Annotated in this window: 14 protein-coding genes; 5 read left to right on the forward strand and 9 right to left on the reverse strand. The window is 73.3% G+C overall.

What is annotated here, in order from left to right:
* Positions 1 to 78 precede the first annotated feature (78 nt).
* On the forward strand, positions 79 to 519 hold the full coding sequence (locus ACPXCS_RS15485) for a DUF6314 family protein (RefSeq protein ID WP_425949775.1): 441 nt from the start codon (positions 79 to 81) through the stop codon (positions 517 to 519).
* A gap of 93 nt (positions 520 to 612) precedes the next feature.
* On the opposite strand, the gene ACPXCS_RS15490 is transcribed toward ACPXCS_RS15485, so the two are convergent.
* The 3 genes from ACPXCS_RS15490 to ACPXCS_RS15500 all read right to left on the reverse strand — a co-directional run bounded on the left by ACPXCS_RS15490 (position 613) and on the right by ACPXCS_RS15500 (position 3,196).
* A complete protein-coding gene (locus ACPXCS_RS15490) occupies positions 613 to 1,206 on the reverse strand; it encodes a histidine phosphatase family protein (protein ID WP_425949777.1) in 594 nt (197 codons plus the stop codon).
* 73 nt (positions 1,207 to 1,279) lie between these two features.
* Positions 1,280 to 1,720, reverse strand: coding sequence for a GNAT family N-acetyltransferase (locus ACPXCS_RS15495; RefSeq protein WP_425949779.1), 441 nt, complete (start codon positions 1,718 to 1,720; stop codon positions 1,280 to 1,282).
* Positions 1,721 to 1,759: 39 nt separating this feature from the next.
* Positions 1,760 to 3,196: a PLP-dependent aminotransferase family protein gene (locus ACPXCS_RS15500; protein ID WP_425949781.1), complete on the reverse strand. Its 1,437-nt coding sequence runs from the start codon at positions 3,194 to 3,196 to the stop codon at positions 1,760 to 1,762.
* On the opposite strand from ACPXCS_RS15500, the gene ACPXCS_RS15505 reads away from it, so the two are divergent.
* Complete coding sequence (locus ACPXCS_RS15505; RefSeq protein WP_425949782.1) at positions 3,195 to 4,115, forward strand: DMT family transporter; 921 nt, start codon at positions 3,195 to 3,197, stop codon at positions 4,113 to 4,115. The two genes, ACPXCS_RS15500 and ACPXCS_RS15505, sit on opposite strands and share 2 nt — an antisense overlap.
* Before the next feature lie 129 nt (positions 4,116 to 4,244).
* Positions 4,245 to 4,445 (forward strand): DUF1918 domain-containing protein, encoded by a 201-nt coding sequence (locus ACPXCS_RS15510; protein WP_425949784.1) that lies wholly within the window; start codon positions 4,245 to 4,247, stop codon positions 4,443 to 4,445.
* A 1-nt stretch (position 4,446) separates the two neighbouring features.
* On the opposite strand, the gene ACPXCS_RS15515 is transcribed toward ACPXCS_RS15510, so the two are convergent.
* Positions 4,447 to 5,676, reverse strand: a complete 1,230-nt coding sequence (locus ACPXCS_RS15515; RefSeq protein ID WP_425949786.1) for a glycoside hydrolase family 10 protein — start codon at positions 5,674 to 5,676, stop codon at positions 4,447 to 4,449.
* A 179-nt stretch (positions 5,677 to 5,855) separates the two neighbouring features.
* Between ACPXCS_RS15515 and ACPXCS_RS15520 the strand changes: the two genes are divergently transcribed.
* Both ACPXCS_RS15520 and ACPXCS_RS15525 read left to right on the forward strand, forming a co-directional pair.
* Positions 5,856 to 6,728, forward strand: a complete 873-nt coding sequence (locus ACPXCS_RS15520; RefSeq protein ID WP_425949787.1) for a 3-hydroxybutyryl-CoA dehydrogenase — start codon at positions 5,856 to 5,858, stop codon at positions 6,726 to 6,728.
* A gap of 226 nt (positions 6,729 to 6,954) precedes the next feature.
* Positions 6,955 to 7,212, forward strand: coding sequence for a hypothetical protein (locus tag ACPXCS_RS15525; protein ID WP_425949789.1), 258 nt, complete (start codon positions 6,955 to 6,957; stop codon positions 7,210 to 7,212).
* A gap of 11 nt (positions 7,213 to 7,223) precedes the next feature.
* Here ACPXCS_RS15525 and ACPXCS_RS15530 read toward each other — a convergent pair whose 3' ends face one another.
* The 5 genes from ACPXCS_RS15530 to pheS form a co-directional block, all read right to left on the reverse strand.
* Positions 7,224 to 7,769, reverse strand: coding sequence for an NUDIX hydrolase (locus tag ACPXCS_RS15530; RefSeq protein ID WP_425949790.1), 546 nt, complete (start codon positions 7,767 to 7,769; stop codon positions 7,224 to 7,226).
* A gap of 107 nt (positions 7,770 to 7,876) precedes the next feature.
* A complete protein-coding gene (locus tag ACPXCS_RS15535; RefSeq protein WP_425949792.1) occupies positions 7,877 to 9,217 on the reverse strand; it encodes a transcriptional regulator in 1,341 nt (446 codons plus the stop codon).
* Between the two features lie 257 nt (positions 9,218 to 9,474).
* Positions 9,475 to 10,506, reverse strand: a complete 1,032-nt coding sequence (locus tag ACPXCS_RS15540; protein WP_425949794.1) for a PP2C family protein-serine/threonine phosphatase — start codon at positions 10,504 to 10,506, stop codon at positions 9,475 to 9,477.
* A gap of 212 nt (positions 10,507 to 10,718) precedes the next feature.
* On the reverse strand, positions 10,719 to 13,232 hold the full coding sequence (pheT, locus tag ACPXCS_RS15545; protein ID WP_425949795.1) for a phenylalanine--tRNA ligase subunit beta: 2,514 nt from the start codon (positions 13,230 to 13,232) through the stop codon (positions 10,719 to 10,721).
* The gene (gene pheS, locus ACPXCS_RS15550) at positions 13,232 to 14,359 is read right to left on the reverse strand and encodes a phenylalanine--tRNA ligase subunit alpha (RefSeq protein ID WP_425949797.1); all 1,128 of its coding nucleotides are present in this window, start codon (positions 14,357 to 14,359) and stop codon (positions 13,232 to 13,234) included. Before pheS ends, pheT begins: the two co-directional genes overlap by 1 nt.
* Between the last annotated feature and the right edge of the window lie 133 nt (positions 14,360 to 14,492).

The raw sequence follows: 14,492 nt of genomic DNA on the forward strand, positions 1-14,492 counted from the left end.
TCGAACGGCAAGATAGGGAGGGGGCAGGTGCGCGTCAATGGGTCGCGCAGCACCGGACGGGACGGAGAGCGGGGCAGGATGGGCGAGTTCTGGCCAGTGCCGGACGTACTGGCGTACGTGGCCGGGCGCTGGAGCGTGACGCGGTCGGTGCGCGATCTCGCCAGCGGCGCGGAGGGCGAGTTCACCGGCGGCACCCTGTTCGACGCCCGGGAGGGCGGCGGGCTGCTGCACCTGGAGTCGGGGACGTTCGTCTGGCAGGGCGTGGCCCGGCCCGCCGAGCGGACGCTGCGGTTCCTGCCGGGCCCGGACGGCACGGCGGACGTGCGCTTCGCGGACGGCCGGCCCTTCCACGACCTGGACCTGAGGACCGGGCGGCACGTCGCCGACCATCCCTGCGCGGCGGATCTCTACCGGGGCGAGTTCACGGTCCGCGACGCCGACCACTGGCGCACGGTGTGGCGCGTGCGCGGCCCCGCGAAGGACCTGGTCCTGCGCACCGACTACGCCCGCGAGGGCTGAGGGAGACCGGCCAGGCGCGACGCCCCGGGCCCGCGCACTCCCGCGCCGGCTCCGGCCGGCCGGACCTCGCCCGGCAGGGACGACGCCCGGGCCCTACGCCCGCGAGGACTGGGCCGGCGGGCCGTCGAAGCGGAGGTGCCAGCGGCCCGCGCGGCCCGTCACCGTGGTCGTCGACAGCGGGCGGACGTCGATGTTCCAGTACGACGAGGGCGGTGCCTTCAGGGCGTACACCAGGGCGGCGCGGATCACGGACGGCTCGGCCACCGCCACCACCCGGCAGCCGTCCTCCACGGGCCGGGTGTCGAGCCAGCCGCCCACCCGCGTGATGAAGTCCACCAGCGACTCGCCGCCGTGCGGTGTGGCCCGCGGGTCGGCGAGCCAGGCGTCCACAACCTCGGGCTCCCGGGCCATCGCCTCGCCGAGGGTCAGTCCGCGCCACCGGCCCATGTCGCAGTCGCGCAGGCCCAGTTGGACCAGCGGTGCGTAGCCGAGCCCCTCCCCCGTCGCCCGGCTGCGCGGGGCCGGCGAGCAGTAGCGCAGCTCGGCCGCCGCGAGCGGCAGCAGGTCGTGTGCGACGCGCTCCACCTCGCCCCAGCCGGCCTGGTCCAGCGGCCGGTCGTCCTCGAAACGTTCGGCGAGCAGCGGTGAGCTGCGCGCGGCGGCGACGAACGTGACCCGAAGTGGCATGCGGCGATCGTGAGCGCCGCAAGTGCCCAGGTCAAGAGGTGTTACCTGCAAGTTACCGAGGGTGCGGCGCCCTTCACTGATCGAAGAGCAGCACCATCCAGTGCTCGGGCCGGGCCAGGGGCGCGAAACCGATCTTCTCGTAGACGCCGTGCGCGTCGTGCGTGGCGAGCAGCACCCGCTTCACCCCGTACGACCGCACCTCCTCCCGCACGGCCGTCACGAGCGCCGTCCCGACGCCCTTGCCGCGCACCGAGGGATCGACGTACACGTCGCACAGCCACGCGAAGGTCGCCCGGTCCGTGACGACCCGGGCGTAGGCCACCTGCTCCCCCGAGACGGTGTCGTACACGCCGAAGTTGAGCGAGCCCTCGATCGCCCGGTCCTGCTTCTCGCGGGGGCGGCCCAGCGCCCAGTAGGCGTCGGTCGACAGCCAGCGGTGCACGCGCTCGGCGTCGACGCGGGACGGGTCGGTGGAGATCTCGTAGCCCTCGGGCAGGCTCGGCGTGTCGGTCATGGCGGCATGCTCGCAAACCTGGTGCCCGGGGTCGAGCGGTTATCGCAGCACCTCCTCGCACGCCGTACGCAGCCGCCGCACCCCCTCCGCGATCTCCCCGGTCCCGGCGACCGCCGCGAAGCTGAGCCGGAGGTGCGCGGCGGGCGGCTCGGCGCTGAAGTAGGGGCGGCCGGGCGTGACGGCGACACCGGCGCGCAGGGCGGCCGCCGTGAGGGCCGACTCGTCCGTGCCGTCGGGCAGACGCGGCCACAGGTGGTAGCCCCCGGACGGCACGTGCGCCAGGTCCAGCTGCGGCAGGTGCAGCCCGAGCGCGGCGGTCATCGCGTCCCGGCGTGCCGTCAGCGCGGCGGAGACGGCCCGCAGATGCCGGGGCCAGGCGGGTGAGCCGACGAGTTCGAGCGCGGCCTCCTGCAGGGGCCTGGGCACGAAGAAGGTGTCGACGACCTGGATGGCGCGCAGCCGTTCCAGGACCGGTCCGCGGGCGGCGAGCGCGCTGACCCGGAAGCTCGGCGAGGTCGCCTTGGTCAGCGAGGAGACGTGGACGACGACGCCGTCGGGGTCGTCGGCGGCCAGCGGGCGCGGCAGCGGCCCGGCGTCCTCGTGCACGAGCCGCCGCACGAAGTCGTCCTCGACGACGAACGCCCCCGCCGCCCGGGCGATGCGCAGCACCTCGGCGCGCCGCTCGGGCGCGAGCACGGCGCCGGTGGGGTTCTGGAAGAGCGGCTGGCAGACGAAGGCCGGGGCGCCGGTGGCGCGGAACGCGTCGGCGAGCAGCGCCGGCCTGACCCCGTCGGCGTCCACCGGGACGGGCACCGGGCGCAGGCCCGCCGCCCGGGCGATGGCGAGCATGCCGGGGTAGGTCGGCGACTCGACCAGGACGGGCGCGCCGGGCGGGGCGAGGGCGCGCAGGGCGGTGGTGAGCGCGGACTGGCCGCCCGCGGTCACCAGCACCTCGGCGGCCGTGACGGAGCCGCCGATGGTCCGCGCGAACCACTCGCGCAGCTCCGGCAGCCCTTCCATGGGCGGCCGTCCCCAGGCGCCGGGGCGGCGGCCGGCCCGCGACAGCGCGGCGGCCATCGCCCGCTCGGGCTGCAGCGAGGGGTGCAGATAGCCGCCGTTGAACTCGACCACCCCCGGCGGCGGCGCGGCCAGCGACGCCAGCACCCCGGAGGCGTCCACCGAACGCGGTACCAGGTCGGCGGCCCCCTCCGCGCTGAGCGCGACCTCCTGCCAGGAGGTGTCGCCGGCCGGAGCCGGTGCCGTCCGGGGCCGGGCGCGGAAGGCGCCCGCGCCGGGGCGGGTGACCACGAGCCCTTCCGCGGCGAGCTGGGCCAGCGCCCGCGACACCGTCACCGGACTGACCCTGAACCGCTCCACCAGCGCCCGACTCGACGGCAGCTTTCCACCCGGTGAGTAGCGGTCGAGCTCCCGCCGCAGCTGTTCCGCCAGTTCAGACACGCTGCTACGCTCTTGCATGAGAGTACAGAGTAGCGCTACTGCCGCACCCCGGATAGCAGTCGCCGCCCCGGAGCAGAACCGCCCCGGCTTCGGCACCCTCCAGGCGGCGCTCGGCGTCATCGCCTTCTCCCTCACCTTCCCCGCCACCGCGTGGGGCCTGGAGGGGTTCGGGCCCTGGTCGCTCGTCGCCGTGCGCAGCGTCCTGGCCGCGCTGATCGCCGGCGGTGCTCTGCTGGCCCTGCGCGTGCCGCTGCCCGCCCGCCGCCACTGGCCGGGCCTCGCGGTCGTCGCCGCCGGTGTCGTCCTCGGCTTCCCGCTGCTGACGACGCTGGCGCTGCAGACCTCGACCACCGCGCACGCGGCCGTCGTGGTCGGCCTGCTCCCGCTGACGACCGCGCTCTGCTCCGCCCTGCGCGTCGGCACCCGGCCCTCGCGCACCTTCTGGGCGGCGGCCCTCGCGGGCGCCGCGGCCGTGGCCGCCTTCACCGTGCAGCAGAGCGGCGGCGCCCTGACCACCGCCGACCTGTACCTCTTCGCCGCGCTGCTGGTGTGCGCCGCCGGCTACACCGAGGGCGGCCGGCTGGCCCGGGTCATGCCGGGCTGGCAGGTGATCGGCTGGGCGCTGGTGCTGTGCCTGCCGCTGACCGTGCCGGTGGCCGTCCTGGCGCTGGCACACGAGCCGTGGCGGCTCACCGCGCACAGCGTCACCGGACTGCTGTGGGTCGCGGCGGGCTCGCAGTTCGTCGGACTGGTCGTCTGGTACCGGGGCATGGCGGCCATCGGCATCCCCAAGGCCAGCCAGTTGCAGCTCGCCCAGCCCCTGCTCACACTGGTGTGGTCGGTGCTGCTGCTGGGCGAGCACCTGACGGTGGCCGCCCCGCTGACGGCGGCGGCGGTGCTCGTCTGCATCGCCGTCACACAACGGGCGCGCGGCTGAGCGGAGCGCCGCACGTCACACGACGGGCGCGCGGCCGAGCAGGGCGCCGCACGCCCCCTGCCCGCCCTCGTTCCCCGCCGTGGACCAAGGCCACGGACCGCTGCTCCGCACCGCGTGAGGAGGCCCCAGATGCGCGCAACCGTGGGTGACCAGCTTGTCCAGCACGGCAGGGTGGTCGGTCAGCACGACAAGGTCGGCGAGATCGTCGAAGTGCTCGGCCAGGAGGGCAACCCCCCGTACCGCGTCCGGTTCGAGGACGGGCACGAGGGCGTGTGCGCACCGGGGCCCGACACGGAGATCCGGCACCGCGAGACCACCACCGGGCCGTGACTCAGCGCGGGGGGTCCGCCGGCTGCCCGTAGTGGTCGGCGACCACCCTCGCCATCGCCCCGATCCGGTCGGCCGCCACGTCCCGGGCGGCGAAGAAGACATGCCCGCGCACCTGCGCGTGCTCCTTGGCGAGCGCCAGGTGCCGGGACAGTTCCGCCGGATCCTGCCAGGTCGCGGACTGCGCCGGGTCACCGGCCTTGTACAGCGCCTCCCCCACGTACAGCTGCGTCCTGCTGTCGCGGGCCACCTCCGCCCACCAGGGCAGCAGCTTGGCGTAGTCGGCGGCGGCGAAGCCGATGTTCCAGTACAGCTGCGGGACGATGTAGTCGATCCAGCCCTCGCGCACCCACTTGCGGGTGTCGGCGTACAGATCGTCGTACGTCTCCACGCCGGCCCGGCTGTCCGAGCCCGCCGGGTCGGTGGAGGCGTTGCGCCACACGCCGAACGGGCTGATGCCGAAGCGGGCGTCCGGCCGCGCCTCCTTCACGCGGTCCGCGGTCTCGCGCACCAGCCGGTCGATGTTGTCCCGCCGCCACGCGGCCCGGTCCGGGAAGCCGCCGCCGTGCGCCTCGTAGGCGGCGGCGTCGTCGAACGTCTCCCCGGCCACCGGATAGGGGTAGAAGTAGTCGTCGAAGTGCACCCCGTCGACGGGGTAGCGCGCAACGGCGTCCAGCATCGCGTCCTCGACGAAGGCCCTGACCTCCGGCAGCCCCGGGTTGTAGAAGAGCTTGCCGCCGTAGGCGACCACCCAGCCGGGGTTGCGGCGGGCCGGGTGCGAGGCGGCGAGCCGGGTCGGGTCGGTGTGGGCGGCGACCCGGTAGGGGTTGAACCAGGCGTGCAGCTTCAGGCCCCGGGCGTGGGCCTCCTCGACGGCCGTGCCCAGCGGGTCCCAGCCGGGGTCCTTGCCCTGGGTGCCGGTGAGGTACTGCGACCACGGCTCGTACGGCGAGGGCCACAGGGCGTCCGCCGTGGGCCGGACCTGGAAGACGACGGTGTTGAGGCGGTTGCGGACGGCCGTGTCGAGGTGGGTGAGGAGTTCGGAGCGCTGCTGCGACGCGGTCAGCCCGGGCTTCGACGGCCAGTCCCGGTTGGCCACGGTCGCGAGCCACACCCCCCGCATCTCGGTGACCGGCGCCCCGCCCTTGCGCCCGGGCGCGGCCGACGCCGCCGTCGTCATCGTGAAAGCCGACAGCGCCGCCACGGCGAACGCCCTGCGTGAGACTCGTCCCATGCGCATGCCCCAAATGCCGCGGATCCGCCCGGTCGCGGATCGCTCCGCGCCCAGCATGCCCGACCCCGGCCCGCCCCCTGCGATCGATCATCGATACTTGGCGGTAACGTGCACGAACGGAGCAGGCGCCGGGACCCGGCCGGCCTGCCCGGTCGTGGATCAGCAGCGAAAGGGACGATGTGACGGACACCCCAGCGGGAGACATTGCACGCGTCGGAGTCGTGGGCTGCGGTCAGATGGGCGCCGGGATCGCCGAGGTGTGCGCCCGGGCCGGCCTGGATGTCATGGTCGCCGAGACCACCGGCGAAGCCCTGGAGATCGGCCGCACCCGGCTGTTCACCTCCCTGGCCAAGGCAGCCGAGCGCGGCAAGATCACCGAGGAGGAGCAGGAGGCCACGCTGGCCCGCCTGAGCTTCACCACGGACCTCGGCGAGTTCGCCGACCGCGACCTGGTGATCGAGGCGGTCGTCGAGAACGAGCAGGTCAAGACCGAGATCTTCCAGGTGCTCGATCAGGTCGTGACCCGGCCGGACGCCATCCTGGCCTCCAACACCTCGTCCATCCCGCTGGTGAAGCTGGCGGTGGCGACCTCGCGGCCGGACCAGGTCATCGGCATCCACTTCTTCAACCCGGCCCCGGTGCAGAAGCTCGTCGAGCTGATCCCGGCGCTCACCACGTCCGAGGGCACGATCAGCCGCGCCCAGCTGTTCACCGAGAAGCTGCTCGGCAAGCACGCGATCCGTGCCCAGGACCGCTCCGGCTTCGTGGTCAACGCCCTGCTGATCCCGTACCTGCTCTCCGCGATCCGGATGTTCGAGACGGGCATCGCCAGCCGCGAGGACATCGACAACGGCATGGAGATGGGCTGCGCCCACCCGATGGGCCCGCTGAAGCTGTCCGACCTCATCGGCCTGGACACGGTCGCCTCGGTCGCGCAGTCGATGTACGAGGAGTACAAGGAGCCGCTGTACGCCGCTCCCCCGCTGCTGCAGCGGATGGTCGACGCGGGCCGCCTGGGCCGCAAGTCCGGATCGGGCTTCTACACGTACTGAGCCGGCCCCTCCCCGGGACGAGCGGAGAGGCCGGTTACAGACGGTCAGATTTCGGCCAATCAGTGGGCCCGGCACCTCAAAAGGTGCCGGGCCCGCGGCATTCACACACCGTGTGCGCGGCGGGCTCGCATATGCCCCTCGCACACTCTCCCCAGGCCGCCACCAGGGGAGTTGACTCCTGTGCGCACACCAGGGATGTGACATGACTACGGAAAGGAGCGGAATCGTGACCGCCGACCCCGAGCATCCCGTCGTCCACGGAGAACTCGCAGAGTTACGACGCCGCCTCGACGTGGCGTACGCCCGCGTCGAGGGCGGCCTGGCACTGCTCAACCACCGCACCGAGGAGACCGCCAAGGAGATCGAGGAGCTCAACACCCGTATCCACACACTGGAACACGCGCGCTGGCCGCTGCCCGCGGTCGCCGCCCTCACCGCCGTGGGTGCCCTCGTCATGGCGATCTGGCAGGCGTTCGGACGCTAGGCCACGTCGAGTCAGGGCAACGTGTCCTGTCCGAGCCTGAGATGGTGCAGCAGAAGTAACGCGGCCGCCATGTTGGCGGCCGGGACCTCGCCGCGGGCGACCAGGTCGGGGACGAGTTTGAGGGGCACCCATTCCCGGCGGTCCGACTCGAAGTCGTCCACGGGGTGCCCGACGTACTCGCCCTCGTCGGCCCAGTACACGTGGTGCCGGGCGTCGGTGAGCCCGTTGGACGGCTCCACGCTCATGAGGTGGCGCAGGGGTCCCGGCCGCCAGCCGGTCTCCTCCTCCAGTTCCCTGGCGGCCGCGCGGGCGATGTCCTCGCCGTCCTCGACGACGCCCGCCGCCAGTTCCCAGCCCCAGCTGTCCGTGATGAAGCGGTGCCGCCACAGCAGCAGCACCTCGTTGGCCTCGTTCACCACCGTGGCCACGGCGACCGGCCGCAGCCGTATGAGGAAGTGGTCGAGATGCCGGCCGTCCGGCAGTTCGACATCCGCCAGATTGACGCTGAACCAGCGGTTTGAGTACACAGTTTGTTCGTTGTGTTTCGTCCACTGCACGGTTCTGCCACCTTCCGTCGAGTAAGGGGCAATATCGCAGCAGGGACATAGGGACAGCAGGCGCACAGGAAGCGGCTCGGGATCAGACCGGGGACGCCGCCCGGGATCTACAACGGTACGCGCAGCGCCCCGTCGATGAGTTCGGCGGCCTCGGCCGTGCCCGCGCACCCGCTGCGCACCAGGTGCTCGCGCACCGCGCGCAACCGGTCGCGCAACCGCTGGGACTCCATGCCACGGGCCTGCTCGGCCATCTGCACGGCGATGGCGACCGCCTTGTCGGCGTTGCCCTGCCGCAGCTCGATGGTGCTGAGCATCGCGAGCCGGTGCACACGCCCCCGGTCGTGCGCCGGGTTGTCGACGGCGGCCGCCGCGTGTTCCCCGGCCGCCGCGATCTCGCCGAGGCTGAGCAGCGCCTCGGCCACCTGGACGTTGACCAGGCCCGGCTGGACATAGCCGGTCTCGTCGGGCTCGTAGCCGCGCCGGATGCGCTCGGCGGCCCGCTCGGCGCGCCGGATGCAGGACAGGGCGCTGCCGCCGTCGCCGAGGTGCGCGTACGCCTTGGCCTGCATCGCGTAGAGGTCGGAGGCGAGCGCCGGGGTGATCTCCTTGCCCGCGGTCCGCAGCGCGGCCTCCGCGAAGGCCACGGCCTGCCGGTACTCCCGCATGAACAGCGACTGGTTGACCAGCAGGGCGATGACGTACGCCCCGAGCCCCCGGTCCCCGCTGGCCTTGGCCAGGCGCAGCGCCTGGTGGAAGTAGCGCTGGGCGAGGCCGTGCGCGTCGGAGTCGTAGGCGCAGATACCGGCCACCGCCACCAGCCCGCCGGTGGCACGGTGCAGTTGGCGGCCGGTCTCGTCGGTGTAACTGCCGCGCAGCAGCGGGGCCGCCTCGGCGTTGAGGAACCCGACGATCCGCGCGCGCGTCGCGATGCCGCCGGCCTTGCGGTACATCTGCTCGTAGTGGGTGCGGGCCGCCCGCAGCATCTCCAGGTCGCCCGGGGTGACCCGGTGCCTGCCGCCCCGGGAGACGTCGACGTCCTCGGGCGGGTTCTCCCACTCCCACACGGGCATGACCGCGGGGGTGCCGGTTAGGGCGGGCGCGCCCAGGATGTGCGGGCGCTGCTGCTGGTCGGAGCGCCACAGGGCGGTGGCCCGCTCGACGAACCCGGAGAGCGAGCCGGTGTGCGGGGCGGACGGCTCGCCGGGCACCCCGAGGCCGATGTCGTCGAGGGTGACCTGCCGCTGCAGCCGGGCGGCCAGCACCTCGCAGATCAGGTCGGGCACCTGGCCCCGGGGGCGCTGCCCCTTCAGCCACCGGGCGACGGCGGTGTGTTCGTAGCGCAGGGACAGACCTCGGGCCCGTCCCGCCTGGTTGACGTGTGCGGCCAGCCCCGCGTGCGAGATCCCCGCCTCGTCGAGGATCGCGTCGAGCAGAGTGTTGGGCTGCATGTGGGCCCCCCGGGTGGCTCGGTGCGGTCAGATTAGTGGGTCCGGATTCACACGGGGTGTGAACGGAGTGCCCGAATCCGTAGGGTGTGCGCGCTGTCGCTCACCGTCGCCGGCCGGTTGACTGAATTGCCTCGCAAGAGGCCGGCCGGGCCGCCGGCTCCCCCTCGTACAGTGCGGCGGCCCGCTACCGCCGTCCGCCCGGCCGCCTGCCCGACACTCCGTGGCGGGGCGGACGGCATCGCCGGCCCTGCGGGCCCTCACCGGGGGGCCAGGGGTGTGTCGCCGGGTGCGGGACTCACGTGGCCGGAGGCGTGGCGCGCCGCGTCCCCGGCGGTCGCGCACCTGCCGTTGGTCAGCACCAGCAGGGCGATGTCGTCCTGCGGTTCGCCCCGGGTGTGGTGGCGCAGGGCGGCGCAGACCCTGCCGAGGACCGACTGCGACGAGTACGGCTCCTCCCGCACGGCGCTCTCCAGCACGGCCGGCAGCGGGAAGAACCGGCCACGCCCGTCCCGCGCGTCCAGGGCACCGTCCGTGTAGAGGAACAGGCCCTCCCCGGGCCGCAGGCATCCGAGGCCCGCGGAGGGCAGGTCGGTGTCCGGCAGGGGGAACAGCCCCAGGGGCGGATGCGGGTCGCCGGCGGACAGGTGCGCCACCTCGGCGCCGCCCAGCCGGTACGGCCAGGGATGACCGCAGTTCAGCGCGAGGATCTCGCCGTCGGCCCGGATCTCCACGAGCAGCAGGGTCACGAACTCCTCGATGTCGCCGTTGGGATGCTCCTGGCGCAGATGCCGGTGCAGGGCGCGCTCCAGCCGACGCAGCACGCCGCCGAGCTCCTTCTCGTCGTGCGCGGCCTCGCGGAAGCAGCCGAGCACGGCGGCCACGGTGCCGAGCGCGCCGATCCCGTGCCCGCGGACGTCGCCCATCACGGCCCGGACGCCGTGCTCGGTGGCGACGACCTCGTACAGGTCGCCACCGATCGCGGCACCCCGCTCCGCCGACAGCTGGGCGGCGGCGACGTCGAAGCCGGCGACGCGCGACGGCGGTGTGCGCAGCAGCGCGCTCTGCGCGGCGCCCGCGACCCGGCGCAGCTGCCGCAGCTCCCTGGTGAGCGAGCTGCGCACATGGAGGATCAGGCCCGTGCCGACCGCGAAGAACACGGCGCTGGTCAGAATGCGCGCCGGGAGATCGGTCTGCTGGGCGAGCGGGCAGGCCAGCTTGTACGTGACAGCCGCCGCACCCCACACCGTCGGCAGTCCGAGGCTACGCACCCGCCCCCTGACGCGGATCATGCCGTTGGCCCCCCATCAGGCCCCTGACACACAGAATCGGACCGGCCCGAGAAGGCCGGTCCGATTCTGTGGGACAGTCCACCCGAAAAGGCGGGATCACCCGCCTTTACCACTCAAACGAGTGAGGTGACCCGCCCCGCCAGGGGCGCGGGGAACTGCGCGACCAGCCACAGCGAACCTGCAGCCGGAGTCCCCGCGCAGCCCCCACGGCGCTAACTTCGCAGCTCCGCGCCCACGCGCTCGCCCGCGAGGGCCACCGCCGCGTCCCGGGCCGCGGACGCCTCGTCCACGGTCAGCGTCCGGTCCGCCGCCCGGAACCGCAGCGCGTAGGCGAGCGACTTGCGGCCCTCGCCCAGCTGCTCGGCGTTCTCGTAGACGTCGAACAGCCGGATCGACTCCAGCAGTTCACCGGCGCCCTCCCGCAGGGCCGCCTCGACCTCGGCCGCCGGCACGAACGCGTCGACGACCAGGGCCACGTCCTGCGTGGCGACGGGGAACGTGGAGATCCGCGGCGCCGTGGCCGTGGCGTCACCCGCCGACTCCACCGCGTCCAGGTCGATCTCCATCGCACAGGTGCGCGCGGGCAGCCCCAGGGCCTTCACGACCCGCGGGTGCAGCTCGCCGGCGTGGCCCACGACCCGCTCGGCGCCGTCCACGGTGACGGCCAGTTCGGCGCACCGCCCCGGGTGCCACGGTCCGTACTGCCCCTTGCGGATGACCAGCTCGGCACCGGCCTCACGGGCGACGGAGCGCGCCGCCTCGACCGCGTCGGCCCAGTCGGCCGGGCGTCCCTTGCCCCACCAGCCGGCCTGCTCGCGCGCACCGGCGAGCACGACGGCGACGTGCCGCGGCTGCTCGGGCAGCGCCGCGTTCAGCTCGGCGAGCTCCTCGTCGGTGGGGCGGCGGTCGACGGGCAGCACGGCGGAGATCCGCTGCTCCTCGCGCGGCCGGAAGACCAGGCCGGACTCGAACAGGGCGAGGTCGTGCGAGCCCCGGCCGTCGTTGCGGCGCAGCGCGGCGAGCAGACCCGGCAGCAGCGTCGTGCGCAGCGCGGGCTCCTCGTCGCTCAGCGGGTTGCTGAGCTTCACGACACGGCGGACCGGGTCGTCCTCGTCCAGGCCGAGCTGGTCGAAGACCGGCTCGCCGAGGAACGGGTAGTTCAGCGCCTCGACGTATCCGGCGCCGGCCAGGGCGCGGCCGACGCGGCGGTGCAGCCGCTGCCGCTCCGTCAGGCCGAGGCCCGCCGGCGGCTTGGGCAGCGTGGAGGGCAGGTTCTCGTAGCCCTCCAGTCGGATGACCTCTTCGGCCAGGTCGTTCGGGTCGGTCAGGTCCGGCCGCCAGGACGGGACGGTGACGAGGAGCTCGTCCTGCCCGTAGACGTCGCAGCCGATCTCCTGCAGCCGCCGCACGACGGTCTCGCGGCCGTAGGCGACGCCGGCGACCTTGTCCGGGTGGTCGGCCGGGATGGTGATGGTGCGCGGCGCGCTCGGGGCGAGGACCTCGGTGACGCCGGCCTCGGCCGTGCCGCCGGCGAGGAGGACCAGCAGGTCGACCGTGCGCTGCGCGGCAGCTGCGGCGGCCTGCGGGTCGACGCCGCGCTCGAAGCGCCGGGACGCCTCGGAGGACAGCTTGTGCCGGCGGGCCGTGCGCGCGATGGACACCGCGTCGAAGTGCGCCGCCTCGATGACCACGCCGGACGTGGCGTTCTCGACGTCGTCGTGGTCGGCGATCTCCGTGTCGGCGCCGCCCATGACACCGGCGAGGCCGATCGGGCCGCGGTCGTCGGTGATCACCAGGTCCTCGGCGTCCAGCGTGCGCTCGACGCCGTCGAGGGTGGTGAGCTTCTCGCCCGGTTCGGCCCGGCGCACGCCGATGGTGCCCTGGACCAGGGAGCGGTCGTAGGCGTGCAGCGGCTGGCCGAGCTCCATCATCACGTAGTTGGTGACGTCGACGGCGAGCGAGATCGGGCGCATGCCGACCTTCTGCAGCCGGCGCTGGAGCCAGATCGGCGAGCGGGCCTCGGCGCTCAGGCCGGTGACCGTGCGGGCCGTGAAGCGGTCGCAGCCGGTGGGGTCGGAGATCCGCACCGGGTAGCCGTACGCGTTCGGGCCGGGCACGTCGATCAGCGCCGGGTCGCGCAGCGGCAGGCCGTACGCGATGGCGGTCTCGCGGGCGACGCCGCGCAGGGACAGGCAGTAGCCGCGGTCGGGTGTGACGGCGATGTCGAGGACCTCGTCGACCAGCTCGAGCAGCTCGACGGCGTCCTTGCCGACCTCGGTCTCGGGCGGCAGCACGATGATGCCCTTGGTGCCGTCGTCGCCCATGTTCAGCTCGTCGCTGGAGCAGATCATGCCGCGCGACATCTTGCCGTAGGTCTTGCGCTCGGCGATCTGGAAGTCACCGGGCAGGACGGAGCCGGGCAGGGCCACGACGACCTTGTCGCCGACGGCGAAGTTGCGGGCGCCGCAGACGATCTCCTGGGGCTCGCCGGTGCCGTTGGCCTGGCCGACGTCGACGGTGCAGAAGCGGATGGGCTTCTTGAACTCCGTCAGCTCCTCGATCGTCAGCACCTGGCCGACGACCAGGGGGCCCTTGAGGTCGGCGCCGAGCTGCTCGACGGTCTCGACCTCCAGACCGGCCGAAATGAGCTTGGCCTGGACGTCCCGGCCGGTCTCCGTCGCCGGCAGGTCGACGTACTCCCGCAGCCAAGAAAGCGGGACCCGCATCAGATCTCCATCCCGAACGGCCGGGTGAACCGGACGTCACCCTCGACCATGTCTCGCATGTCCTCGACGTTGTGGCGGAACATCAGCATCCGCTCGATGCCGAACCCGAAGGCGAAGCCGCTGTACTTCTCCGGGTCGACACCGCAGGCCCGCAGCACGCGGGGGTTGACCATGCCGCAGCCGCCGAGCTCGATCCAGCCCTCGGAGGAGCAGGTGCGGCAGGGACGGTCGGGGTGGCCGACGGACTCGCCCTTGCAGACGTAGCAGAGCATGTCCATCTCGGCGCTGGGCTCGGTGAACGGGAAGTAGTTCGGCCGCAGCCGCGTCTTCATGTCCGCGCCGAACAGCGACTGGACCATGTGGTCCAGGGTGCCCTTGAGGTCGGCCATCGTCAGGCCCTCGTCCACCGCGAGCAGCTCGATCTGGTGGAAGACCGGCGTGTGCGTGGCGTCCAGCTCGTCGGTGCGGAACACCCGGCCGGGGCAGACGATGTAGACCGGCAGCTCACGGTCGAGCAGGGCGCGCGCCTGCACCGGGGAGGTGTGCGTGCGCAGCACGACGCCGGACCCGGACTCCTCGGTGCCCTTCGGGCCCTGCACGAAGAACGTGTCCTGCATCTGCCGGGCCGGGTGGTCGGGCAGGAAGTTGAGCGCGTCGAAGTTGAACCACTCCGCCTCGGCCTCCGGCCCCTCGGCGACCTCGTAGCCCATGGCCACGAAGACGTCCGCGACCCGCTCCATCATGGTGGTGAGCGGGTGCCGGGCGCCGGACGGTACGCGGTCGTAGGGCAGCGTGACGTCCACCGCCTCCTCGACCAGCACGCGCGCGTCCCGCTCGGCCTCCAGCTCGCTCTGGCGCGCGGCGAGGCCCTTGTTGACGGCGCCGCGGGCCTGGCCGACGCGCTTGCCGGCCTCGGCCTTGGCGTGCGGGGGCAGGGCGCCGATCTCGCGGTTGGCGAGGGCCAGCGGCGAGGCCGGGCCGGTGTGGGCGACCTTGGCCTCGTGGAGCGCGTCGAGGGAGTCCGCGGCTGCGAAGGCGGCGAGCGCCTCGTCCCGCATGCGCTCGATCTCTTCCGGTTTCAACGTCTCGACCTCGACCGGGTCGTACGACTTATTCGGTGCCGACATCTCTTCCCGTGCTTCCGATTGTCCCCCAGCTACCGCTGGGAGGTGCCCCCTGGCTGAAGGTCCCCGTCACCGACTCCGACGGTCGTCTGTCGGGACACAAAGGTGCCAATGGCCGAGTCTAACGGGGTGGAGG

The organism is Streptomyces sp. DT190 (genome assembly GCF_049846985.1).
GTDB lineage: Bacteria > Actinomycetota > Actinomycetes > Streptomycetales > Streptomycetaceae > Streptomyces.